This window comes from Epilithonimonas sp. KH_059, assembly GCF_057838485.1.
In genome coordinates, this window is sequence record NZ_CM174468.1 from 1649628 (window position 1) to 1672971 (window position 23344).

At 40.2% G+C, this 23344-nt stretch carries 22 protein-coding genes and 1 tRNA gene; 9 read left to right on the forward strand and 14 right to left on the reverse strand.

All coding sequences use genetic code 11. The features are described 5' to 3' along the window. Window positions 1-139 precede the first annotated feature (139 nt). Window positions 140-1936, forward strand: coding sequence for a translation elongation factor 4 (gene lepA, locus AC3IRX_RS07770; protein WP_489209467.1), 1797 nt, complete (start codon window positions 140-142; stop codon window positions 1934-1936). Window positions 1937-1990: 54 nt separating this feature from the next. Here lepA and AC3IRX_RS07775 read toward each other — a convergent pair whose 3' ends face one another. After that, entirely contained in the window at window positions 1991-2872 is an 882-nt protein-coding gene (locus tag AC3IRX_RS07775) for a cupin-like domain-containing protein (protein WP_489209468.1), read from the reverse strand. Window positions 2873-3020: 148 nt separating this feature from the next. Between AC3IRX_RS07775 and AC3IRX_RS07780 the strand changes: the two genes are divergently transcribed. The 4 genes from AC3IRX_RS07780 to AC3IRX_RS07795 all read left to right on the forward strand — a co-directional run bounded on the left by AC3IRX_RS07780 (window position 3021) and on the right by AC3IRX_RS07795 (window position 7756). Further along, entirely contained in the window at window positions 3021-5717 is a 2697-nt protein-coding gene (locus tag AC3IRX_RS07780; RefSeq protein WP_489209470.1) for a TonB-dependent receptor, read from the forward strand. 7 nt (window positions 5718-5724) lie between these two features. Further along, the gene (locus tag AC3IRX_RS07785; protein ID WP_489209472.1) at window positions 5725-6597 is read left to right on the forward strand and encodes a GLPGLI family protein; all 873 of its coding nucleotides are present in this window, start codon (window positions 5725-5727) and stop codon (window positions 6595-6597) included. 61 nt (window positions 6598-6658) lie between these two features. Continuing rightward, window positions 6659-7177: a KdsC family phosphatase gene (locus AC3IRX_RS07790; protein ID WP_489209474.1), complete on the forward strand. Its 519-nt coding sequence runs from the start codon at window positions 6659-6661 to the stop codon at window positions 7175-7177. Between the two features lie 3 nt (window positions 7178-7180). Beyond that, window positions 7181-7756 carry a Maf family protein gene (locus tag AC3IRX_RS07795; RefSeq protein WP_489209475.1) on the forward strand — a complete coding sequence of 192 codons (576 nt, stop codon included), beginning with the start codon at window positions 7181-7183 and terminating at the stop codon, window positions 7754-7756. A gap of 8 nt (window positions 7757-7764) precedes the next feature. Here AC3IRX_RS07795 and tnaA read toward each other — a convergent pair whose 3' ends face one another. Genes tnaA through AC3IRX_RS07810 form a run of 3 tightly spaced genes read right to left on the reverse strand, consistent with a single transcriptional unit; the run spans window position 7765 to window position 10419 of the window. After that, window positions 7765-9141: a tryptophanase TnaA gene (tnaA, locus tag AC3IRX_RS07800; RefSeq protein ID WP_489209477.1), complete on the reverse strand. Its 1377-nt coding sequence runs from the start codon at window positions 9139-9141 to the stop codon at window positions 7765-7767. Between the two features lie 55 nt (window positions 9142-9196). After that, on the reverse strand, window positions 9197-9817 hold the full coding sequence (locus AC3IRX_RS07805) for a DUF502 domain-containing protein (RefSeq protein WP_489209478.1): 621 nt from the start codon (window positions 9815-9817) through the stop codon (window positions 9197-9199). A gap of 20 nt (window positions 9818-9837) precedes the next feature. After that, window positions 9838-10419 (reverse strand): MiaE family protein, encoded by a 582-nt coding sequence (locus AC3IRX_RS07810; protein ID WP_489209480.1) that lies wholly within the window; start codon window positions 10417-10419, stop codon window positions 9838-9840. Window positions 10420-10570: 151 nt separating this feature from the next. Between AC3IRX_RS07810 and AC3IRX_RS07815 the strand changes: the two genes are divergently transcribed. Further along, window positions 10571-10819, forward strand: a complete 249-nt coding sequence (locus tag AC3IRX_RS07815; protein ID WP_489209482.1) for a hypothetical protein — start codon at window positions 10571-10573, stop codon at window positions 10817-10819. An 18-nt stretch (window positions 10820-10837) separates the two neighbouring features. Here the strand turns inward: AC3IRX_RS07815 and AC3IRX_RS07820 are convergent, their stop codons facing one another. Continuing rightward, entirely contained in the window at window positions 10838-11944 is a 1107-nt protein-coding gene (locus tag AC3IRX_RS07820) for an acyltransferase family protein (protein WP_489209484.1), read from the reverse strand. 280 nt (window positions 11945-12224) lie between these two features. On the opposite strand from AC3IRX_RS07820, the gene rplU reads away from it, so the two are divergent. Both rplU and rpmA read left to right on the forward strand, forming a co-directional pair. Continuing rightward, window positions 12225-12854, forward strand: coding sequence for a 50S ribosomal protein L21 (rplU, locus tag AC3IRX_RS07825; RefSeq protein ID WP_489209486.1), 630 nt, complete (start codon window positions 12225-12227; stop codon window positions 12852-12854). A gap of 25 nt (window positions 12855-12879) precedes the next feature. Further along, entirely contained in the window at window positions 12880-13137 is a 258-nt protein-coding gene (rpmA, locus tag AC3IRX_RS07830) for a 50S ribosomal protein L27 (protein ID WP_115929863.1), read from the forward strand. A 123-nt stretch (window positions 13138-13260) separates the two neighbouring features. Here the strand turns inward: rpmA and AC3IRX_RS07835 are convergent, their stop codons facing one another. The 7 genes from AC3IRX_RS07835 to AC3IRX_RS07865 form a co-directional block, all read right to left on the reverse strand. Further along, a complete protein-coding gene (locus AC3IRX_RS07835) occupies window positions 13261-14547 on the reverse strand; it encodes a nucleotide sugar dehydrogenase (protein ID WP_489209489.1) in 1287 nt (428 codons plus the stop codon). Between the two features lie 16 nt (window positions 14548-14563). Then, window positions 14564-15934, reverse strand: a complete 1371-nt coding sequence (locus AC3IRX_RS07840) for a glycosyltransferase family 2 protein (protein WP_489209491.1) — start codon at window positions 15932-15934, stop codon at window positions 14564-14566. 123 nt (window positions 15935-16057) lie between these two features. After that, window positions 16058-16705 (reverse strand): response regulator, encoded by a 648-nt coding sequence (locus AC3IRX_RS07845; protein WP_489209493.1) that lies wholly within the window; start codon window positions 16703-16705, stop codon window positions 16058-16060. Next, window positions 16702-18414 (reverse strand): sensor histidine kinase, encoded by a 1713-nt coding sequence (locus AC3IRX_RS07850; protein ID WP_489209495.1) that lies wholly within the window; start codon window positions 18412-18414, stop codon window positions 16702-16704. The genes AC3IRX_RS07845 and AC3IRX_RS07850 overlap by 4 nt, the downstream gene beginning before the upstream one ends. Window positions 18415-18570: 156 nt before the next feature. After that, window positions 18571-18644, reverse strand: a tRNA-Asn gene (locus AC3IRX_RS07855). A gap of 74 nt (window positions 18645-18718) precedes the next feature. Then, window positions 18719-20056, reverse strand: coding sequence for an RIP metalloprotease RseP (rseP, locus tag AC3IRX_RS07860; RefSeq protein ID WP_489209497.1), 1338 nt, complete (start codon window positions 20054-20056; stop codon window positions 18719-18721). A 108-nt stretch (window positions 20057-20164) separates the two neighbouring features. Continuing rightward, a complete protein-coding gene (locus AC3IRX_RS07865; RefSeq protein ID WP_489209499.1) occupies window positions 20165-20605 on the reverse strand; it encodes a DUF6646 family protein in 441 nt (146 codons plus the stop codon). A gap of 107 nt (window positions 20606-20712) precedes the next feature. Between AC3IRX_RS07865 and AC3IRX_RS07870 the strand changes: the two genes are divergently transcribed. Continuing rightward, a complete protein-coding gene (locus tag AC3IRX_RS07870) occupies window positions 20713-21474 on the forward strand; it encodes a nitrilase-related carbon-nitrogen hydrolase (RefSeq protein WP_489209501.1) in 762 nt (253 codons plus the stop codon). Here the strand turns inward: AC3IRX_RS07870 and AC3IRX_RS07875 are convergent. Beyond that, window positions 21471-21779, reverse strand: coding sequence for a thioredoxin family protein (locus AC3IRX_RS07875; RefSeq protein ID WP_489209503.1), 309 nt, complete (start codon window positions 21777-21779; stop codon window positions 21471-21473). The genes AC3IRX_RS07870 and AC3IRX_RS07875 overlap by 4 nt on opposite strands. Before the next feature lie 62 nt (window positions 21780-21841). Then, window positions 21842-23224, reverse strand: a complete 1383-nt coding sequence (locus tag AC3IRX_RS07880; RefSeq protein ID WP_489209504.1) for an MBL fold metallo-hydrolase — start codon at window positions 23222-23224, stop codon at window positions 21842-21844. Window positions 23225-23344: the final 120 nt, after the last annotated feature.

A 23344-nucleotide genomic window follows, 5' to 3' on the forward strand; every position in this document is an offset into this window, starting at 1 on the left:
CTATATTCGACCCCTGCACAAAGTGTAGGGGTCGTTTCTTGACTTCGATTTTTCCCCTTGGAAAGTTTCGCGCCAAAGAAGAAAAACTGAAAGGTAATCAATTAAAAATCTTAAATTTGCACACTACTGAATGAATTAAATGAAGAACATTAGAAACTTTTGTATTATCGCCCATATTGACCATGGAAAATCGACTCTTGCAGACCGGCTGTTAGAATACACCGGGACCGTGACCCAAAGAGAGTTGCAGACCCAGACTTTGGATGATATGGATTTAGAAAGAGAGCGTGGAATCACCATTAAGTCACATGCAATCCAGATGGATTACGAGTTTGGCGGTGAGCACTATATTTTAAATTTAATTGATACACCCGGACACGTTGATTTTTCGTACGAAGTTTCACGGTCCATTGCTGCTTGTGAAGGAGCACTTCTTATTGTAGATGCGGCGCAAAGTATTCAAGCGCAAACAATTTCTAATCTCTATCTTGCTTTAGAAAATGATTTGGAAATCATTCCTATACTAAACAAAATTGATTTGCCTTCTGCCAACCCAGAGGAAGTAACCGACGAAATTGTAACCCTTCTCGGTTGTGAACCGAGCGATGTTTTACGGGTTTCAGGGAAAACGGGAGAAGGGGTTCGCGAACTATTAGAGCAAATTGTCAAGAGAATTTCTCCACCAAAAGGAGATCCAGAGGCCCCATTGCAGGCGCTGATTTTTGACTCTGTCTATAATCCTTTCCGTGGTATTGAAGCTTATTTCAAAGTGGTAAACGGATCGATTAAGAAAGGCCAAAAAGTAAAATTCATGGCTACTGGGAAAACCTATGATGCCGATGAGGTGGGGACACTAAAACTTAAGCAGGCGGCCAAAACCGAAATAAAAACAGGAGACGTAGGGTATTTAATTTCCGGAATTAAAGATGCAAGAGAAGTTAAAGTAGGAGATACGGTAACCTCTGCAGACAAACCCGCAGCTAATTCAATCGAAGGATTTGAGGAGGTAAAACCTATGGTATTTGCTGGAATCTATCCGATTGAATCGGAGGACTTTGAAGAGCTTCGTAGCTCTCTTGAAAAACTTCGCCTAAACGATGCCTCTTTAGTTTTTGAAGCAGAAAGTTCCGCGGCATTAGGTTTTGGATTCCGATGTGGATTCCTAGGAATGCTCCACATGGAGATTGTACAAGAACGACTGGATCGGGAATTTGACATGAATGTGATCACAACCGTTCCCAACGTATCTTACCATGGGTATTCAAAGAAAGATCCTGAAGTTGCTATTTTAATAAACAACCCTTCGGAAATGGTCGATCCTAATTTATTCGATCGAGTCGAAGAGCCGTACATCAAAGCTTCGATCATTACCAAATCAGATTATGTGGGGGCTGTCATGACCCTGTGTATTGAAAAAAGAGGAGAAATCGTAAATCAAAGTTATCTTACAGCAGACCGAGTGGAACTGGTGTTTAATATGCCGTTGTCAGAAGTCGTTTTTGATTTTTATGACCGTTTGAAATCGGTATCGAAGGGATATGCCTCTTTTGATTACCACCCGATAGGATTTAGAGCCTCCAAGCTTGTGAAGATGGATATTTTAATCAACGGGGATATGGTAGACGCACTATCGTCACTAATTCACGAAAGCAATGCTTATTACATTGGTAAGAAGATGTGTGAGAAGCTTCGTGAGTTAATTCCAAGACAGCAATTTGATATTGCTGTTCAAGCCGCGCTTGGAACCAAAGTGATCGCAAGAGAAACGATTAAAGCCCTTAGAAAAGACGTAACTGCAAAATGTTACGGAGGGGATATATCTAGAAAAAGAAAACTACTAGAAAAGCAAAAAGAGGGAAAGAAAAAGATGAAACAAATCGGACGTGTAGAGGTTCCTCAATCTGCGTTTATGGCCGTGCTCAAATTGAATGATTAGAGCTCAAGCAATATAAAAAAATCAAGCTGTCTAATTTAGGCAGCTTGATTTTTTTTAGTGAGGAACTCCTTTTCGAAGGGCGCGGTTCGCATTGGACACCGCCTTTTTTTCTTTCCAGTCCATGTAGCGATTTTTGTACCTTTTTTTTAGGTAATTGTCAATCGTTCTCTGCACCGTTAAGTTCCAAAGTGAGTGAGCTTTAATCGCCCATGATTTGTCCCATGCACGAAGGGAAATAGAAAAACTACCGTCGAGGTATTTCATCCAGTGCCAGTATCCCGTCGGCATGAATAAGGTGTCACCGTGCTCTAAGAAACATTCCACTCCTTCCACTCCGTCAAGTGCTGGGAATTTCTCAAAGTCTGGTTTTTCAATTTTGTAATCTTCGAGGGCATAAGTTGCCATAGGAAGGGAGTAGAGTCTTTTTTTCCATTTGTAGTCAAAAAGAAGCACATGCTTTCTGCCTCCAAAATGCGTATGAAAGATGTGGGCCATGTCAATGTCGTAATGCAAAAAGGTCTCGGATCCTTTGCCCCCAAAGAACATATTAGGGTAGCTATCTAAAAATCCTCCCATTAATTCTTTTGGAGCGCGGTAGTCTTCTAAAATCTTGGGAGCATGTTTGATTGGGTCAAAAAGGAAAAGTCGAAGGTCTGTGGGTTCCTTTTTGATTAAATCAATATAGTCTGAAAATTTCATGTTTGCTGCAGAAGCATTAATAGGAGCACTCGGATCTGCTTTTGCAGAATCGTAAAGTGGAACTTCGACATCTCCTACCATTTCTTTCATGTATTCCAAATTCCATTTCTGGAAGGCCGGCCATTTGTGAGCCAGATTTTTTAGAATAACTGGCTTTTTAGGCTTTAAATATTGGGTGTAGAAATCTTCTTTTGAAATATCCTCCACCACGTCTATTGGTTTTAATATAAGACCCATCTTGATAATTTAGAGAACAAAATTATTAAAAATGAAAATAGGAAAGTCGAATTTAGATCATAATTGCTATTTATTATCAATATAGGCCTGTAATACTGTAACATTTGAGAACTAGTGTGGACTAATGTATTTAAATATATTTATCATTATGAAGACAGTTTTCGCCTTTGTTTTTGTTTTTGGATTTTCGATTCTCGGAATGGCACAAAACACCCTTACAGGGAAAGTGACCGATGAGGATGGAGGGGCAGTGCCTAGTGCTTCTGTAACCGTCGAAGAGCCTGGTAAAGACGCTATTATTGCGTACGCGATTTCAAATTCGAAAGGAGAGTACAAAGTGAATTTCACCTCAAGTACCTCACAAGTGAATGTGAAAGTAAAAGCGTTTAACCAAAAGGCATTTTCGCGTTTGGTAAAAAATGAATCTCAAACTTTAAACATCAGTCTTCAAAGTGAAGCGACGGAGATTAAAGAAGTAAAGTTAAAAACGAGATTGATTACCAAGCGAGGCGATACGATTTCTTATGATTTGAAAAATTTCGATAGCCAAGCCGACCGTACCTTAGCGGATGTACTTAAGAAGATTCCTGGAATTGAAGTGAATTCAAGCGGTGCAATTTTATACCAAGGAGAAGCCATTAATAAATTCTATGTCAATGGGAAAGATTTGATGGAAGGTGGATACGGCTCTGTCGTCAATGCTCTCCCAAAAGATGCGGTGCAGAAGATGGAAGTTCTTGAGAATCACCAGCCCGTAAAAATCTTGCAAGATAAAGTGCCAAGCGAAAGTGCTGCTATCAATATTAAGCTGAAAAACAAAGTGACCATGACGGGTCGTGGAGAAGTCGGTGTGGGTCTTTCGCCTTTTCTGTGGAATGTAAAGCTGACTCCAATGTTTTTCGGACAGAAAAACCAGTGGGTTGTCAACTACAAAACGAACAACACGGGAGAGTCTGTGGAAAATGAACGAAATATTCTCGCATTTGGAAGCCGATGGGAAGGAAGACGAAACCAAGCCTCTCAAAGGAATTGGATAAGTGTCGATAGAGCCTCCGTACCCAATGTACCGGAAAAACGATACCTTTTAAATAATGTTCATTATTTTTCTGCCAACTTACTCACTAGTCCTTTTAAGAACAAAGATTGGGAACTAAAGGTGAATGCTAATTATGCAAACAATTCGATTGAAAGAGCCTCCAGTGTGGAAACGGTCTACGAACCTTCTGAATTTTTCCCTGAAGGCGCAAAATCGAGTACGAACCTAGCCAACAATTTCTACAGCAATGAGGCCAAAGGGGAAGTGATTATTACTAAGAACGCCAAAAAAGGCTTTTTCAAGAATACAACGACTTGGAATGGCTTCTGGAACGACGATAAGGGCAGTTCTCGAATCGTAGATTCCAGAACAGGAACGATCGGAATGGATGAATCCATGAACTCCCCAAGTGGAATGATTCAAAACTCACTCAGCACCATCATTCCTTTCAAAGAAAAAATGATTAACCTTCAGAGTTATATCAGTTATCAAAAGGACAATCAAAAACTTTCTACGGTGTATGATAACTTCCACGATTTTGATGATTTCTTTGGTCGTAATTATGCGAGACTAGATCAAAACATAGACCTAAGTACGCTCAACGCAAATCATTCCGCATCGGTCGGATTTACCATTAAGAATTTAACGATTACTCCAGAAGCAGGTCTTAATCTATCGTTTAATACCATGGAGTCTCAATTGTTTGGAGAAGGCAGTATGCTTGATACCGATTATCAGAATGACATGAAGTGGAATGAGATTAATCCTTACACTCAAGTGGGCTTAAACTATAAAAAAGGAGGACTGAATTTAAGTTTAACTCTACCGCTTAACTTCTACGGTATGGATTATAAAGACAACCGTACGGGAGAAAGTAGAGAAATCAGCAAAACCGTTTTTGAACCTAGCTTTTGGGGAAGTTATGACTTTGCTTCGTTCTGGAAAATTTGGGCCTTTGCAAATGTCAACTACAACTATGGTAATTTTGGTTCCTTGTACACAGGGAATATTTTGACCTCTCCACGTAACATCGGAAACAATGACAATCTTTTGCCAGAGAATCGTAGTATTAATTTTTCACCAAGACTTGAATACCGTAATCCGCTAAACAATTTGTTTTTCAATATTCGCTATAGCTACAACGAGAATGAGAGCAACCTGATTGCAAAAACCACCATTTTCTCATCCGGAGCAAACATTAGTGAACTTGCTTATTTCGATAATACAACATCCTCGCAAACAGAAAGTGCAGAGATTGGAAAATATTTCCCTGGCATAAAAACCAATTTGTCTTTGAATGCATCCAATCGTGATTCAAACAATTACAGTATGCTTGTGAACAATCAGACGGGGAATACCGATATGATTGAAACCAAAGTGAATCGTCAAGCGGCGGGACTGAAATTAAACAATGCCATGTTTTCATGGATGAGTGTAGATTATACGATTTCCATGAATTGGAATAAAAATAAAAACGTATTTTACGACTCAGAGACGAAAACTTCAGGATGGAATCATAACCTTGCGGCCTACTTCTACCCACTAGAGAACCATACCATTGGATTCTATTGGGATGATCTAACCACCGCGCAAATGGATGAGAGTTTCCGAAATTCGTTTTATGATGTGAGTTACCAATACACTTGGGCTAAGAAAAAAATTGACTTTGAACTCAAGTGGTTAAACATCGCAGACAAAAAGGTATACGAAACAATTTCTTACAACCCAAGCTTAATGTCTACAACCCGAAGTGCGATGGAAATTAGACCGAGTCAATTTCTTTTCACTGTAAAATTTAATTTTAAATAACATTAGTATGAAATTATTTTCTCTGGTCATTGTTTTATTTTCCCTAGTACTAGGGGCGCAGTCACGAGCTTTGTATGAATATAAATTTGTAAGTGATTCGACGAAACAAGATAGTATTCAGTCAGAATGGATGTATTTGGACATAAACAAAAATGGATCTAAATACTTCAGTAAGCAAACTTTTGAAAGCGATTCTATTTCCTATGCTTCTTTAAAAAAGCAAATCGAATCGGGTTCGAAAAGCATTAACATTGAAAAGAAAAATCCAGGTAAAGTTTCTTACGAAGTAGAAAAGACCTATCCGGATTACCAAGTTTTTCTGAACACTGCCATTGGGAGCGATCATTATCGTGTACCTGAAGACCGTGAGATGAAATGGGAGATTCTTCCAGAGAAAATGCAAATTGGAGAGTTTCTAGCCCAAAAAGCGACCACTCATTTTGCAGGAAGAGATTGGACCGCGTGGTTCACCATGGAAGTTCCGATTCAAGACGGACCCTATAAGTTCCATGGACTGCCTGGGCTTATTGTAAAAGTAGAGGATTTAAGTGGATCTCATTTAATAGAATTAAAAGCATTTCAAAAGCAAAATGCGGATTCTGCGCTAGGAGATATGGAGCTACCTAACGGAAGAACAATTCCTTTTATCTCAAAAAAGAAACTTGACATTACTCGCACGCAGTACATAAAACAGCTTCAAGCCTATCAAAAGGATCCTGTAAAAGGGATGCGTGAAATGCTTAGTCGTCCCAATACGACGGTTTCCGTAAGTTTCAACGGGTCCGCCACTAGCAATCCTAGTGAAATATTGCGAAGCATGGAGAAAGATGCAAGGGATAAAATGAAAGCCAATAACAATCCTATTGAGTTAATTCCATAGTTGTACAGACAAAGTATTTAATAATAATTATTTTTGTATCCTATTTAGTTAATCATAGTAAATGTCCTACAAATACCAATTAAAACAAATAAAAGCTTTTGTGTTCGACGTGGACGGGGTTTTTACCGATGGAAGCGTTTTTCTGATGCCTGGCGGGCATCAATCCCGAGTCATGAATGTTTTAGACGGGTATGCAGTGATTAGGGCCTTGAAATTAGGGTATAAAATAGGGGTCATTACGGGAGGGGACGATCCGATGGTAAGGCACCGTCTGAATTATTTGGGTATTACCGATTATTTTCCCAAATCTTCGGACAAACTAAACGATTTAGAGGTCTTTAAAAGCAGGTATGATTTAGAGGATAGTCAGCTCTTAATGATGGGCGATGACATTCCCGATCTCTCGATTCTTCGAAAAGTGGCACTTGCCACCTGTCCTATCAATGCAGTTCCCGAAGTGAAGGCTATTTGCCAGTATATATCCCCTATCCAAGGAGGCAAAGGAGCGGTCAGAGATGTGATCGAACAAGTCCTTAAATCGAATTCTCAATGGATTGAGGACGACACGCAATCGCGCTAACATATGAGAAACTTATTATTAGGCTCCCAATCGCCAAGACGAAGTGAGCTTCTTGCCGCTTTGGGTTTTGAATTCCAAACGGTTCGCATTGAATGCGATGAAACGTATCCTCAAAACTTGGAGGTTTCAACAATTGCGGAGTACCTCGCGATTGAGAAAAGCAAACATTTTTCAGAATTGGAGTCCTCGCAGCTACTGCTTACTTGTGATACCATTGTGGCTCTAGGACAGAAGGTTTTAGGAAAACCGAAGGATGCCGCTCAGGCTATGGAAATGCTTTTAGAACTCTCCAATAAGACGCACACGGTGTATACGGGGGTTTGCTTACGAACGCTTGAAGAAACGGTTAATTTTACGCAAAGTGCGCAAGTGGAATTTGAAGCCTTAACTACTTCCGAGATTGATTTTTACATCGCAAATTTCAAGCCTTTTGACAAGGCTGGAAGTTATGGGATACAAGAATGGATCGGAATGGCCAAAATCAAAAACTTGACAGGAAGCTTCTACACCATTATGGGACTGCCCACCCACCGCGTATACCAAGAATTGGTATCGCAGGGGCTGAGTCCTAAATTCTAATTTTTTCACTATGCCGGTCGAAGTTGAACCGTAAAGTGGCGCATAATAGGCGCTTCTTGTGTGATTTGATATCCTTTGGTGATCGTATCTCTGCGTTCAAAAACATTTTTCAAAGCGATCGCAATGTATTCCATATGGTTGTCTGTATAAGTACGACGAGGAATGGCAAGGCGAAGGAACTCGGTTTTTGGATACCGGTTTTCTCTGGTTTGAGGGTCACGATCGGCTAAAATTGCACCAATTTCCACTCCGCGTATTCCTGCTTCCTTATAAAGTTCGACACCTAAGGTTTGTGCTGGAAATTCTTCTCTAGGGACATTGGGTAGAAATTTTAAGGCATCCACAAAAACGGCATGCCCGCCAATTGGTTTTTGCACTGGGATTCCCATTTCAATGAGCCGATCACCTAAATAGCGTACTTGAGCGATTCTACTTTCGAGGTATTCAAACTCGGTGGCTTCGTTTAAGCCTACGGCAAGAGCAGCCATGTCCCTTCCGCTCATTCCTCCGTAAGTAATAAAGCCTTCGTAAATAATGGTGAATGTAGAGGCTTTTTTGAAAAGCTCCTCACTTCTGAGTGCAACAAAACCGCCAATGTTCACAAGCCCGTCCTTTTTGGAGCTCATGGTCATACCGTCTCCAAAAGAAAACATTTCAAGACAAATTTCTTTGATTGTTTTATTCTTTTCTCCGGGCTCTCTTTCTTTAATGAAATAGGCATTTTCCGCAAAGCGTGCTCCGTCGAAAAACACAGGGATTTCGTATTGTTTGGATAGTTTACAAACCGCTTTTATATTTTCAAGGGAAACGGGCTGGCCTCCCGATGTATTGCAAGTGACGGTAATTAAGCAGAACGGAATCTGAGACTTCGGATAGGATTTGTACACCTCCTCTAGTTTCTCGAGATCGATGTTTCCTTTGAAGGGATGTTCTAGCTCTGTGACAAAAGCCTCTGCAATCGTGCAATCTATTGCGTTTGCTTTTCGAAATTCAATATGCCCTTTGGTTGTGTCAAAGTGAGAGTTTCCCGGTACGACGTCATTTTTTTTTACCAATGCCGAAAAAAGCACATTTTCTGCCGCTCGACCTTGATGGGTTGGCAAGAGATAGGGGTATCCGGTAATCGTAGTGACCGAGTCTTTCAGATCATGGAAGGAACGTGAACCTGCGTAACTTTCATCCGCGCTCATTAAGGCAGCCCATTGCCGATCGCTCATGGCACCTGTGCCACTGTCGGTTAACAAATCCACAAAAACTTTGTGGCTTTCTAGGTTAAATAAATTGAATTCCGCTTTGGCAATCCACTCTTCTCGTTGAGCCTCGGTGGACTGGGTGATGGGTTCAACCATTTTCATTTTATAGGGTTCCGCGTAGGGTAATTTCATAGGAGTATAGTTAGAGTAATAAATGTAGTTTAAAATTTGAGAGTGAAAAGAAAGATCACTCAGGAGATTTAAAAACAGCATCGTTCGAATGAAAACCTGCTACACCGCCGCTCACGGCAAATTTCATCGCTGTCGCAGCACTCATGCCTTCCACCGGTTTTACGTTCTGCTGCTCGGTTATGATCACCCACCCTGAAATTGCGTAGGAATGGGGGAGGTAGACAGCCACTTTCCCATTCATGCCCACAGCTTGCAGATCTTTTTGGGTTAAAAAACCAATTCGCCAAATTTCTGGTTCGCTATTCACGCGAACCCAAACAGGCTGTGTGAATTTTTTCTTGTCGCCCACAAAGGAGGACATTAGATCTTTGGTCGGGGAGTATATGTGCTTAAATCCTGGCATTCGCTCAAGCACCGTGTCCATACGGCCTAGTACGAGTCGGCCAAAAACGAATTTATTCCCAAGGTATCCGATCAGTACGATGGCAATGAGAACCAGAAGAAAGGTAATCCCCGGGTAGAGTTTATTAGAAAGGTACGGTACGCTCTCTTCGATGGAGGAAATGATGTACCAAAACACAAATACGGTAAGTCCGAAAGGACCTATAATCATTAACCCCTGAAAGAAATTCTTGATCAGTTGGCTAAGGAGCTCTTTTCGTTTTTGGTTTTGCATCGAAAGGTATGTTTTAAGTTTTACCCGTGTATGGTTTGACTTTTCCCATAGCTTTGAATGACCTTGGCCTCATGCTCCAGCCACTGTTCCCATCGCTTATTGACTTTGTCTGGATCGCCCAGTTCCCTTGCAAACGCAATAAAGGTAGCATAATGTCCTGCTTCGGAGATCATAAGTTGGTGGTAAAATTCTTGAAGTTGCGGATCGTGTTGTAGGGTTTGCGTAAGTACTTTGAAACGCTCACAGCTTCGGGCCTCAATAATAGCGGCAAACAGCATTCGGTCAATAATTAAATCTTGGCGACTCCCTTGAATCATGAATTTTGCCAAATCGTTTACGTAGTCGTCCTTTCTGGCTCTGCCAAGGACATAGCCTCTCTTCTTAATAATTTCATGAACAAGTCTTAAGTGCTCGAGTTCCTCCTGCGCAATGCCCAAAAGTTCAGTTACGATTGCGGTATGTTCTGGAAGCATCGTGATCAGTGTAATGGCATTAGAAGCCGCTTTTTGTTCACACCACGCATGATCTGTAAGAATCTCTTCAATGTTTTCTTTGGCAAGGTTCGCCCACCTTGGATCGGTTGGCAATTTTAGTTTAAACATACTCTTTTCATTTGTTCCTGGCGAGTCACTCAAATATAGGACTCTTTTCATAATAATGATACAAATTTATAAAATTCCTTTGTTTTGAAAAGGTTTGGCCTTAGTTGGCACTTCAATTGAACTGCAGCTAATGAATCAATAAACATAAATTATGAAAACTTCAACAACCTTTATTAAACGTAAGTATGAAAAGCTGAGTCTTTTAGCTGTCATGTTCTTTGCAAGCATTTTTGCTTTTGCACAAGAAACCACCGAACCACTTGATGTGGATGTCACGACAAGCACCAAAACGACCACTACAACCACAGAATGGATGAGCAATCCACTTTATTGGGTGATTGGAGGTTTAGTCCTTATCATCCTAATTGCAGTTATAGTACGAGGAAATAATAGAGATTAAACTATTTTTTCTCAATCCTTACAGACCATCCTTAGTTTTAGGGGTGGTTTTTTCTTTTAAGAATCGCAAGGCGTCCCAGCCTAGATCGTCCACTTTTTTCAGCACTACGGCCAGGCCAAATGCAAGCGTTGCATTAAGAAGGAAGATCAGAATCAAAAATACACCCCAAGGGAACTGATTTTGAAACGGAACCACGACAAAATAGATTAGCGAGGAACTGATCCCCTGGGCAAAATAGAAGAAGATTGCGTTTTCACCAATAAAGGTGACGAGATTCTTTTTGTTAATTTTTAATCGATTGTAAAGGACAAACAAGGTGACAATTGAAAATAAGGTCCATATAATATATGGAAGCTTAGGCGGGAATTTCTCTTTATTGATTCTGTAGAAAAATTCCGTACCATAAGATTGAAACAGCCAAATAAGTGTCGCACCTACTCCGGCGTACAATAGAATAACTGTGGATTTAGAAAGCTTTTTGCCTCTAATTTGATGTGCACAGAGGAACATTGCCAAATAAATGGTGACGTATCCTACTTGTCCTTTTGGATAATAGTGAGGATATAGATAGAATAGAAGTGTTAGTCCAAGGCAAAGACCAATAATCCAATTGATATGTTTTGGTAGATAACGCAAAACTAAGACCCCTAGAACCGTTAGGATAAAATAGACTTTCAGATACCAAAAGCTACCCATAACGACGGGGAAGGTATCTGCATTAGTATAGCGATGGAGATACCAATTTCCTAGATTTTGCCATTGAGGGTACGTCGAGATGCTTCCTGGTGTATACTTGGAACCAAAGGTGGAATAGAAACTCTGAAGTCCTTCGAACCCTACGGCCCAAAGCCCCACTACTTTAAAAAGATAGTCGAGGAAAAACAGTAAGGTTACAAAAATCATGTACGTGATCTGTAGCTTTAGGAGTCGGAATAGGGTTTTTTCAACCTTTCCACTTGAAGTGAGCCCGCTCAGTGCATAAAATAAGGGAACGTCAATTAAGAGTGACAGAATGCGAACTTCAGTCGGGACGTAATATTGTCCAGACCAGAAAACCGTATGAATAAAGATTACAGAAAGCGTTGCAAACCCTTTTGCAAAATCGATGTACAAATCTCGCTTCATTGATGGAAAATGTTTAATCAAATATACAATTCTTCTTGCTATTTCAATAGGTCTTTTTTGACTTTAGAGTTTACTATAACAGAGTGCAACCGGTTAGAACTAGAAAAATTCGAGCACGATACACTTCGAATTATTGCAATGATAGCGTTGTTGAGATTGTTTTGTGATTTAAATTCCCTATTTTGTCGCTAAATTTTGAGAGTAACTCTTTGTGGTTCAGAAAAATTTCTTAATTTTGCAGACTCAAAAGAAGATTATTAACAAATTAAAATTATAGACAATGTTTGCAATTGTAGAGATAGCAGGGCTTCAGTACAAAGTTGAGCAAGACCAGAAGTTGTTTGTAAACCGTTTAAAAGGAGATAAAGGTGCGAAAGTTTCTTTCGACAAAGTTCTTCTAACTGTAAACGGAGCAACAACAGTTGGCGCCCCGGCTGTAGACGGTATCACAGTAGATGCTGAAATTTTAGACCACGTTCAAGCGGACAAGGTGATCATTTTCAAAAAGAAAAGAAGAAAAGGTTACGCTAAAAAGAACGGTCACAGACAACAATTGACTCAAATTCAAATTACAGGAATCACTGGATTTGAAGGGGCTAAGAAATCTGCAAAGAAAGAAAGCGCTAAGTCAGAACCAAAAGCTGTGAAAGCAGAATCTAAAGTAGACGCAAAAGAAGCGACCACAACTACGTCCAATGCAGATAGAGCAACCGTTAACTTTAGTGAAGATCATGAACTAAACTATCACTTAAAGAAAAACGAACTTTCTCAATCTAAAGACAACAGAGAAACTCTTATCAATCTTGGGAAAGAGCTTAAGGACGAATTAGGTAAAAAAATTCTTACTCACGAAGAAGTAGATGCTTTAATTGAGAAGAATATTGCACAATTCAAAGAAGTAAAAAAATAACAAACCCTTTAAAACCTAGAATAAAATGGCACACAAAAAAGGAGTTGGTAGTTCCAAAAACGGTAGAGAATCTCATTCCAAGAGATTAGGAGTGAAGATTTTCGGTGGACAAGAAGCAATCGCAGGGAACATCATCGTAAGACAGAGAGGTACTCAACATCACCCAGGTGATAACGTAGGTATCGGAAAAGACCATACTTTATTTGCACTTATTGACGGTAAAGTAGTTTTCAGAAAGAAAGCAAACAACAGATCTTTCGTATCTGTAGAACCTAACGCATAAGAAAAAGCGTTATTATAAGACAAAAAGACCAATCGATATCCGATTGGTCTTTTTTATATCGATAAATTTAAGTGGAAAGCAAACCCACACCCTTCATTGGTCGTAAAATAAAAAGAAGGTAGCTTACAAGCGAGCATCTACCAAATCTCGGTTTAATTTTGCTTTGATATCAAATACGACGGTTGGACTATTCTTTAAGGGTTCTAAATCTAGGGATAAGAATTCCTCATGAGCCACGGCAAGGATAATTGCATCGTACTTTTTGTTTCCTAAGCTTGGAAGCAAAGGAATACCATAATGAGCTTCAACTTCCTCTGGGTTTGCCCAAGGATCGTAGAGATCGATTTTTGCACCATAGTCTTTAAGTTCCTCGTACACATCTACAATCTTCGTGTTTCGAATGTCAGGACAGTTCTCTTTGAAAGTGGCACCAAGAATCAAAACCGACGAATCTTTAATGGTCATGTTTTTTTGAATCATAAGTTTAACAACTTTCGAAGCGATAAATTCTGATACCGAATCATTGACCCTGCGTCCTGATAAAATAACATTAGGGTGATATCCTAGTTGTACAGCCTTATGTGCTAAGTAATAAGGATCCACAGAAATGCAATGTCCTCCGACGAGACCAGGTTGGTAGGGTAAGAAGTTAAATTTGGTTCCTGCGGCTTCTAAAACATCCTGCGTATCAATTCCCACACGATCAAAAATCAGAGCAAGTTCATTTACGAATGAGATGTTTACATCTCGCTGCGCATTTTCAATGGCCTTTGAGGCTTCCGCGACTTTAAGACTCGGTGCCTTGTGTGTTCCTGCCTTGATTATTGATTGATATAGGGTGTCAATCTCCTCTGCGGTTTCAGGTGTGGAACCAGAGGTTACTTTTTTAATGGTAGTAAGCGTATTTATTTTGTCGCCAGGAACAATACGCTCAGGGGAATATCCGACAAAGAAATCTTTGTTGAATTTTAATTGCGAATGCCTTTCAAGTAGAGGCACGCACTCTTCTTCTGTACATCCGGGATATACTGTGGATTCATAAATTACAATATCGCCGGATTTAAGCACCTTTCCTACTGACTTAGACGCTTCAAGAAGCGGACGCAAATCGGGCGCATTAAATTCATTAATAGGTGTTGGTACTGTGACGATATAGATCTGCGCAGATTCTAATTCATGGAGATCACTACTTGCTTGATATCCTTTTTGGAACTTGCTTTTATGAGCAAGGTCCAATCGATCTTTAAGATCGATTGGATCTGCTTCAAGCGTCTCATCTACTCCCTGATTTAAACTCTCGACACGCTTTTTATTTATATCATATCCGAGTACCGGATGCTCTTTTGCGAATTCTAATGCCAAAGGAAGGCCTACATATCCTTGACCAATAATGGCTATTTTTTTCTTCATTGTGTGCATTTGAAAATTAACGAGTTAACCAACCTCCGTTTTTGACAGTAGCAATCGCAAAGGGTGAAATCCAAAAGAGGGCAACGAGGTAAAATAAACTATATGGATAGGCCCAGAGGGAATCTGCAAAGTTGTAACGCTTCGTAAAGAATGCCATTTGAATACTAGAGAATATGAAGGTCCCCACAAGCGCTGAACTTAGATAAATGAGCGGATGGGTTAACACGAAGTATAACATGATGAGTGTAAGGGGGTACGTGAGTAGGATTTTCATCCATTGGTTCACGAAGATAAATCGAGCTCCTGCTTTGTTTTGAGATCGGAAATTTTTGAAGATGAATCGATTCATCATTAGCGTCTCCCGTACGTTGCTTCTACCCCAACGAGTAAACATCTTATGAAGATTTTTATATCCTATAGGTGTATTGGTAAGGACATTTGCATTTCTTTGAAATTGCACATCGTACCCCTGTTCCAAAATGAAGTTCGTCATGGCGCGGTCTTCCCCAATCGTGGCGTAGTTGCCCATAAATTTCTGGTTGATCCATTGCGAAAGGGAATGCAAGGCGGCATTTCTGCGGTAAGCAGAGAGAGCTCCAGGAGTACATAAAACAAACCCCAACGAACTCTGCGCTGCACGCATAAATTCAAAACTGAATACAAAACTTACGTTTAGCATTTTAGGAATCGTCCCTTGGCCTTTGTTAAGCACTTTTACGTTTCCGGCCACGGCTCCGCAGTTCGGATTGGTCACAAACGGACTGACTAGGTTTCGTAAGGTATCAGGTTCTACTACGGAATCACTGTCAATTGTAACAAAGATTTCACCTGTTCCTGTAGTGAATCCCCGGTGAAGAGCATGACGCTTTCCTTTGTTTTCTGGCTGTTGTAAAATTTTTACGCGGCCATCTAATTCGTTAGCGGCTCTTTGAATCCAGTACCAGGTGTCGTCCTTGCTCCCATCATCGATAGCCATAATTTCAAGTTTGTCTGCAGGATAGTTGCTTTCTGCGATACTTTTAAGGGTATGGTAGACGAGAGAACCTTCGTTGTACGCGGGAACTAGAATGGTACACGTAGGAAGCTCGCTATCGCTAACAGAGGCCACAGGTTTGTATTTGAAGTACTGGTAGACAATGTAAAGAAGGAAGAGTACTTGAAAGGCAAGGATAGCCACAAGGAAAATTGCTACAAATTTACCAAGAGGGGTTTCCAGTCTTTTCAGATGAAACTCTTCATAATAAGGTCGGAAATTGACCACTGCAAAGATTGCACTAAACATCAGAATTTGCACACCAAGTAAGATGGTGAAATCTCGTTTGCGGAAAATTTTCTTCTTTTTTTCTAGTTGCGGTACAGGACCATTGAGCGTATATTTTTCAGTCATCTTTCTTTTGTTTTTAGATTTTTTAAAATCGCTATACAAAGAAAGGGGATAACAGGGAGGAAAAGGGGGGATTTCGCCCGATGTATGTCGAGCTCCTTATAGAAGTTTCACTACTAAGGAGTGTTAAAGAATTTGATGTGTTTTAACAAGTTCGACCAATTCGACTAAAGAATTGAGGCCCAGTTTTTCCATGATTCGTTTCTTGAAAGTGGAAATTGTATTTTGTTTAAGAGCGAGTTCATTGGATATTTCGAGATTTCCATAGCCTTTGGCTAGCAACTCAGCAATTTGTAACTCTCTTGAAGAGAGTTGGTTAAGTGGGTTTAGTAAATTAGGATTGTGCTGAGACAAGTTCATTAATGTGCGAGTCAAAGGGGCAATGTACTCGCCTTTCTCTAGCATACTTTGAATCGCCTCTTCGATCTCGCTTTCGTTACTCAGTTTGTTAAGAAAACCGTTTGCACCTGCCTCTAAAAATTTCAGCGAATGATCACTCTCCTCAAAGCTAGAGAAGATAAGGATCTTTAGATTAGGATATAACTCTCTTATTTCAGGTAGTATGGAGAGGCAATTTCCATCCGGATATTGGGCGTCCATTATCGCAATGTCAACTGCATTCTGCGTAAGAGTGTCTTTAATTTCTTTTAGGTTCGAGGCCTCTAAGACGGTATAGGAGTCTAGAAGGTCACAGAGGATAAAACGAATGCCTTGGCGAACAATATGATGATCGTCGGCCAATAAGAAATTAAGAGTTGTGGTATTTAAATTCATTTTACAATTTCAAGATTGAGTCGGAATTGGATTTCAGTTCCCTCTCCGAGTTTACTATCAGCAGAAATAGTGCCGCCAAATAGATCCACTATCTCTTTGCAAAGATTTAAACCAAGTCCTGCGCCTAAGTTATCGATTTCTTCCGATACGAGGCCTTGGTAATAGGGTTGGAATATTTTCTTCAAGTCCGATTTTGAAATTCCGATTCCTGTGTCTTTCACAACCACGTGCAGGGTAAGAGTCTTGTCGTTAAGGGGCGTAGCGGTTGCTTTGATGGTAATTTTTCCATTTTCGGTAAACTTACTTGCATTCCCAAGAACGTTGATTAAAATTTGATGAATTTTAATATTGTCCGCATGAACCCTCCACGAAGGATCGATGGTGTTTAAAATTTCAAAGGTATTGTTACGAGATTCTATGTAAGGCTTAAAGACATGCAACAGTTCGCTAATTTCCTCATACAGATTGAAGTCCACTTCTTTTAGTTCAATCTTTTGATTCTGGTTTTTGGTATACTCTAAAATTTGATTGGCTTGAATCAGAAGAGAGTTGTTAGTGAATTCAATGGATTTGAGGGCTTCCAGAACGGTGGGATCCTCCGTCTTTCTTGCAATCCTTGAAGTGAATAAATTGATGATTTTCAACGGAGCCCGTATTTCGTGACTCAGCATTCCTAGAACTCGATTTTTGAAATTAAGACTGTTGCTAATGGTCTGGTTTGCAAGGCGAAGTTGCTTCTCGTAAAGAAAGGATTGTTTGGTATAGTAAAGAACCACAATCAGTACAAAGAAAATCATAACCATTAGTCCAAGCATCGAGTTTCGTCGAATTTTATTGTTTTTCGAATTTTGCTGGTCGTACTCTTTTTGCAGCCCAAGGCTTACATCGCGAATCGTACCTTCGTACACGTCCATCAAGTCATTGCTTAGAATAATGAGATGGTCGTAGTTTTCATACAACTGGCTTGATTTTGAACTGGTGGTTTCAATCCGGTTCTCGTATTTCTTGATTTCTTTAAGATAATGATTGTTTACCGCCGTGACGGCACTGTCAAAATCTTTCTTGATTTTGGTGGTATCAAGGGTGCTTTCTGAGAACGTTTCGATGTAGACGGTATCTCGCTTGACCTCTACGTTTCCAGTAATTGCATCTTTTAATCGAGGGAGAAGCTTCTTCTTGGTCGCACTTGTGTCGGGAGTCGAACGATGAAACTCGACGTTAAAAGTTTGTTTAGGTTCCTCAATGGTATAGTTTTCAATCGTGATGGGTTCACTTTTCTTCTCGGGCGACTTTGAATCTTGGTAGACCGTTTCAATTAATCGTTCCAGATCGGAAAGCTCTGCAGTTTGTTTATTTTGAGTTTTGAGTCGTCCTCTAAGTGTAGACTTGAGGTCGGGGTGTGTGTTAATGCTATCAATGTTCTTGGTGAGTTTACGAAGGGAAGTGAAGTAAGAATCTAAGTACTTCTTCTCGTTTCCACTAATGTATTTTTGCAAATTGTATTGCGTCACGATCAGTTCGGATCGTGAGCTCTGCATGAGCTGAGTTAGACCTCGGGTTTCTACCAATTGCTTTCGTATCGTCTCTAGTTTCCTTGAATTGAAGTATTCATTATAGAAGAACATCAAAATGATTCCTTGAATGAGTACCAAACAGGCAATGAGCGAATATTGAATTAAAGGTTTAAACTTTGCTGGCGATTTGTTCATTGGTAAATGTCAACTCTCAAATTTATAAAAAAAGAGTCAAGTTCTAGTCGATTTTGTGACTGCTTAACATTTTGAGGAATCCTTTTTGAGGTCTAAAACGTACGCTAAGGGGACAAGAATGCACAAAAAAACACCTACGTGTTGTAGGTGTTTTTGCTCCTCCTGCTGGGCTCGAACCAGCGACCCTCTGATTAACAGTCAGATGCTCTAACCAACTGAGCTAAGGAGGAATGCTTTACTGTTTCTAAGCGTCTGCAAATATAATAGGTTTTTTAATTTTGCACAACTATTTTTGGAAAAAAAATTAAAATTTTCCAGTTATCCATTTAAATATATCGTTCCCGAAGATAAGCACCATCAGGCCAAGTAGGAAGATAACCCCAATCATTTGTGCGTTCTCTAAAACTTTCTGTGGAACCGGTTTTCCTGTAATGATTTCCCATAAAGTAAATACGACGTGACCTCCGTCAAGTCCTGGGATTGGGATTAAGTTTAAAAAGGCTAACCATACTGAAAACATCGCGGTAAAACTCCAAAAGAACTCCCAATTGATGGATTCTGGCATTTGCTTAATAATTCCGATAGGACCGGAAACTTTTTTATATCCTTGCGTAGTGCTGTTGAAGACAATTTTGAATTGTTTGATTTGCATCACAAGTACGTCGATTGTACGTTCCAGACCTCTTGGGATTGCTTCAAAAAAGCCGTAGGTTTTCTTTACGTTTGTTTGATCCAAAGCAGCGATGAAAGGCGTTAGATCGGTTGAGAATCCTAATTTCCCTTCTTTGTCTACTCTTGCAGTCGTGTCAAGGGTTTCATTGTTTCGAACCACGCTTAGCGTCACGTCTTTATTTTGTTTTGTGGATAGTACTTCTGTGACTTGGTCAAAGAAGGGAGTCGGCATCCCGTCAATGGCTACAATTTTATCCCCTTTTCTCAATTCTGATTTCTGAGCACCTCCATTCGGAGTAATGCTGTCTATAACGGTTGGGAACCGTTGAGAGAAATAAGCTTTGGCCTCGTTTGCTTTCAATACATCTGCGACCCCATGTTCGTTTACTGGAAAAGTGACTTCTTGGCCTTCACGAAGGACCGTAACCTCATCGGCGAAAAGCATATTGACCATGGTCGTTTCAAATCGCTCTGCAGGTTTCCCATCAATCGCAAGGATTTTATCGCCGGTCATTAGACCCATTTTCTTTCCTTCGGTGGTCACTGAAATTCCATTTTCAAATTTCGTGTTGTCGTGGAAACTTTCTCCTTTGAAGTAAGAAAGAGAAGAGTAAATTAACCAGGCTAGAAAAAAGTTAACGGTAACCCCTCCAAGCATAATGATAAGGCGTTGCCATGCCGGTTTGCTTCTGAATTCCCATGGCTCTGCCGGTTTTTTAAGTTGTTCGGTGTCCATACTCTCGTCCACCATTCCTGCGATTTTCACGTATCCTCCTAAAGGCAACCATCCGATCCCGTATTCGGTACCTCCAATTTTCTTTTTTACTAGGGAAAACCAAGGGTCAAAAAAGAGGTAAAATTTCTCGACGCGAGTTTTAAAATATTTAGCCGGTAGGAAATGTCCTAATTCGTGGAGAACCACAAGTATTGAAATACTTAGGAAAAACTGAAATAATTGAGCTATAGTCATTAATTGTATTTAAATAATAAGTGGGGCAAAGGTAGTAATTATCAAAGGTATGCCAAAACAAAAAGGTTCCCTTTAGAAGAGAACCTTATATCTTTATTTTTGAATGGATTAGAAGTTGAAAGAAACTCCTAAGCTACCGTTGTTACCAAACTCTCCGTAGATACCTACGTTTTGGTTGAAGAAGTAACGAACACCTAAATGCGCTCCTATACCAAAGTCTTTCCCAAGAACCCCTAGGTTAACACCAGGATAGATGTCCCATTTTTCTGGTAAATTTAAAGGTTCTTGTAAATGGAATCCTACACGACCAAAAACGAACAAATTGTTGTCTTTGTTATTGTCTTTGTACCCATCAAAAAACACGTTAGCACCTGCACCAATCGATACAATGTTTCCTAAACCGTAGTCGTAGCTACCTGTGATCCCTGTTCCGTAACCCCATCCGTTCAGACCGATTTGTACCTTCTGATCTCCTTTTCCGTTCCATGCCTGAGCGGAAACCATGCTTCCCACAAACAGCATTGAGCATACTAAAATAAGCTTTTTCATAATTTTTTTAATTTTAATTGTTCAAGTAAGCGAGTTCAAATATAAAGCCAAAAAAGATTTATTTGGTTCGGATGTGTAAATTATTATAAATTTAAGAAAAGTTCTATATGAAATCAATCCAGTTATTCGGCCTAAGTTTAGATATAAAGTGGCATGATCCTACCACAAATTTTAAGAACATCGAATCGCTCACAAGAGATGTAGAGGCGGATTTAATTGTGCTTCCTGAAATGTTTTCTACCGGTTTTTCAATGACTCCGGAGCAAATCGCCGATAGAGACTCCTCAAGTTTAGAATGGATGAAAGAACTTGCGCGCATGAAAAACGCGGCCGTTTGCGGCAGTGTGGCTATTGAGCAGTCGAATGGCTATTTGAACCGCATGTATTTCGTGAATCCTGAAGGGGGCTATGAGTACTATGACAAACGCCATCTTTTTTCCTTTTCGGGAGAAGACAAAGTCTATACTCCTGGAAAGGAGCGTACAATTGTACTTTATAAAGGAGTTCGCTTTTTATTGCAAGTGTGTTACGATCTTCGTTTTCCAGTATTTTCCCGATATAAGGAAGATTATGATGCGATTTTATACGTAGCCAATTGGCCCGAAAAGAGAGTCGATCATTGGCAAAGTTTACTCAAAGCTCGTGCAATTGAAAATCAGTGCTACGTTTTGGGAGTGAATCGAACGGGAAGGGATGGAAACGATTTGAACTATGTCCCTAGTTCTTATCTTTATTTTGCGGATGGAAAGTCGATCGCAGAAGAAACGAATGAAGGCATTACGGGCACAATTGATTTACAACGTTTGCAAGAATACCTAGAGCACTATAAATTTCTAGGGGATCGAGACCGCTTTTCCATTGAGGACTAGGACTGCGCGGAATGTTTTTTAAGTAAAGACTCAAGTGTATTTACATCGTGAACTCCACTTTGCTTGTAAAGCAGTTCTGCATTTTTGAAAATCGCTAAGGTCGGAACACCCCGAACGCCATATTCGGCGGCGATGCTTGGAAATTGATCTACGTCGATTTTTACAATTCTAGCGAGGTCTCCAATTCGATCCTTTACTTCCGTTAAGACAGAAGACTGTACTTTGCAAGGACCGCACCAGGTCGCAAAAAAGTCGATGAGAACAGGACGTTCCGAATCGATAAGTTCTTTGAATTTTTGTGACATAACAAAGGGTTTCTAATTGTGTTTTTACAGTAAGTAAAAATGGGTAACCTCGTGTTTTGCTGCTATTTAAGTGAGATTCCGTCTAGTTGTTTAATGGAATTAAATCCTCCTTCGATTTCTTTATAATTTCGGATTCCTCTGGAATTGAGAATGCTACCTGCAATCATGCTACGGTATCCGCCAGCACAATGAATGAGGAAGGGTTGGTCTAAATCCATTTTGCTTGCCCACTTAGAAATCTGATCTAAAGGCGCATTAATAGCCCCTTCAATATGCTGGGTCTGAAATTCTTCTGGTTTTCTGACGTCAATAATTTTAACTTCCTGTTTTGCTTCGTTTGCAAAATTTTGTGCAGTGACTCTTTCAATGGAATCGGATTCTTTCCCACTCGCTTTCCAGGTAGGGAATCCCTCCTTTAAATATCCAATTACGTTGTCAAAGCCGACTCTTGCTAGTCTTGTAATGGCCTCCTTCTCCATCCCTTCTTCCGTTACAAGCAGTAGGGGTTGTTTTACATCCACTATCATTGCACCAACCCAGGGTGCGAAATCTCCTTTAAGCCCAATGTTGATTGAGTTCGGAATGAATCCTTTGTGGAATTCTGCGGCTGCTCGGGTGTCTAATATAAGTGCACCGGTTTGCTCTGCTGCACTTTCAAACTCACTCGGTTCTAATGCTCTAAGACTATTGCTTAGCACCTGGTCAAAACTAGCATAGCCCCCTTTGTTGAGTGCAACATTCATCCCAAAATATTGAGGAGGTGCTGCGAGTCCATCAAGGACAGCCTCTACAAAAGCTTCTTTGTTTGGCTGGTTGAGCGCATAGTTGCTTCTTTTTTGATTCCCCAGGGTATCCACGGTTTCTTTTTGCATGTTCTTGCCACAGGCAGAACCTGCTCCATGCGCCGGATAAACAAGCAGTTCATCGGGAAGTGGAATGATTTTGTTTTGAAGACTGTCGTATAGCAATCCTGCAAGTTCTTCTTGGGTTAGGTTTGCTGCTTTTTGAGCCAAATCAGGTCTTCCGACATCCCCTAGAAAAAGAGTGTCTCCTGAGAATATAGCATGAGGTTTTTGGTCTTCATCAAACAAAAGGTAAGTAGTACTCTCCATGGTGTGTCCGGGCGTATGAAGCACCTTGATTTTCACTTTCCCTATTTCTAAGATGTCACCATCCTTTGCAATCGTCGCTTCAAAAGTAGGATCTGCCGTAGGACCGTACACAATCGGAGCTCCTGTTTTTTCACTTAAATCCACGTGACCGGACACGAAATCCGCATGGAAATGCGTTTCGAGAATGTACTTTAATTCAACTCCATCTTGGGACAAGCGTTCAAGATAGGGCTGGGTCTCCCTTAGGGGATCAATAATGACAGCTTCTCCTTCAGAAACAATATAATAAGCACCTTGCGCTAGGCATCCCGTGTAAATTTGTTCAATTTTCATCTTCTGTAAATTGTGTGTGGTTTTGCTATGCATTGCAAATTTCGACTAATTATTTTAAATCCTTCCACGAAGTGGTTCATTGTTGCGATTGATGAAATCAATCACTGTGCTTTGTCTATT

Bases quoted from the DNA above. Each gene is read 5' to 3' on its own strand.
- lepA (WP_489209467.1), top strand. From the start codon at position 140: ATGAAGAACATTAGAAACTTTTGTATTATCGCCCATATTGACCATGGA.
- AC3IRX_RS07775 (WP_489209468.1), bottom strand. From the start codon at position 2,872: ATGGGTCTTATATTAAAACCAATAGACGTGGTGGAGGATATTTCAAAA.
- AC3IRX_RS07780 (WP_489209470.1), top strand. From the start codon at position 3,021: ATGAAGACAGTTTTCGCCTTTGTTTTTGTTTTTGGATTTTCGATTCTC.
- AC3IRX_RS07785 (WP_489209472.1), top strand. From the start codon at position 5,725: ATGAAATTATTTTCTCTGGTCATTGTTTTATTTTCCCTAGTACTAGGG.
- AC3IRX_RS07790 (WP_489209474.1), top strand. From the start codon at position 6,659: ATGTCCTACAAATACCAATTAAAACAAATAAAAGCTTTTGTGTTCGAC.
- AC3IRX_RS07795 (WP_489209475.1), top strand. From the start codon at position 7,181: ATGAGAAACTTATTATTAGGCTCCCAATCGCCAAGACGAAGTGAGCTT.
- tnaA (WP_489209477.1), bottom strand. From the start codon at position 9,141: ATGAAATTACCCTACGCGGAACCCTATAAAATGAAAATGGTTGAACCC.
- AC3IRX_RS07805 (WP_489209478.1), bottom strand. From the start codon at position 9,817: ATGCAAAACCAAAAACGAAAAGAGCTCCTTAGCCAACTGATCAAGAAT.
- AC3IRX_RS07810 (WP_489209480.1), bottom strand. From the start codon at position 10,419: ATGTTTAAACTAAAATTGCCAACCGATCCAAGGTGGGCGAACCTTGCC.
- AC3IRX_RS07815 (WP_489209482.1), top strand. From the start codon at position 10,571: ATGAAAACTTCAACAACCTTTATTAAACGTAAGTATGAAAAGCTGAGT.
- AC3IRX_RS07820 (WP_489209484.1), bottom strand. From the start codon at position 11,944: ATGAAGCGAGATTTGTACATCGATTTTGCAAAAGGGTTTGCAACGCTT.
- rplU (WP_489209486.1), top strand. From the start codon at position 12,225: ATGTTTGCAATTGTAGAGATAGCAGGGCTTCAGTACAAAGTTGAGCAA.
- rpmA (WP_115929863.1), top strand. From the start codon at position 12,880: ATGGCACACAAAAAAGGAGTTGGTAGTTCCAAAAACGGTAGAGAATCT.
- AC3IRX_RS07835 (WP_489209489.1), bottom strand. From the start codon at position 14,547: ATGAAGAAAAAAATAGCCATTATTGGTCAAGGATATGTAGGCCTTCCT.
- AC3IRX_RS07840 (WP_489209491.1), bottom strand. From the start codon at position 15,934: ATGACTGAAAAATATACGCTCAATGGTCCTGTACCGCAACTAGAAAAA.
- AC3IRX_RS07845 (WP_489209493.1), bottom strand. From the start codon at position 16,705: ATGAATTTAAATACCACAACTCTTAATTTCTTATTGGCCGACGATCAT.
- AC3IRX_RS07850 (WP_489209495.1), bottom strand. From the start codon at position 18,414: ATGAACAAATCGCCAGCAAAGTTTAAACCTTTAATTCAATATTCGCTC.
- rseP (WP_489209497.1), bottom strand. From the start codon at position 20,056: ATGACTATAGCTCAATTATTTCAGTTTTTCCTAAGTATTTCAATACTT.
- AC3IRX_RS07865 (WP_489209499.1), bottom strand. From the start codon at position 20,605: ATGAAAAAGCTTATTTTAGTATGCTCAATGCTGTTTGTGGGAAGCATG.
- AC3IRX_RS07870 (WP_489209501.1), top strand. From the start codon at position 20,713: ATGAAATCAATCCAGTTATTCGGCCTAAGTTTAGATATAAAGTGGCAT.
- AC3IRX_RS07875 (WP_489209503.1), bottom strand. From the start codon at position 21,779: ATGTCACAAAAATTCAAAGAACTTATCGATTCGGAACGTCCTGTTCTC.
- AC3IRX_RS07880 (WP_489209504.1), bottom strand. From the start codon at position 23,224: ATGAAAATTGAACAAATTTACACGGGATGCCTAGCGCAAGGTGCTTAT.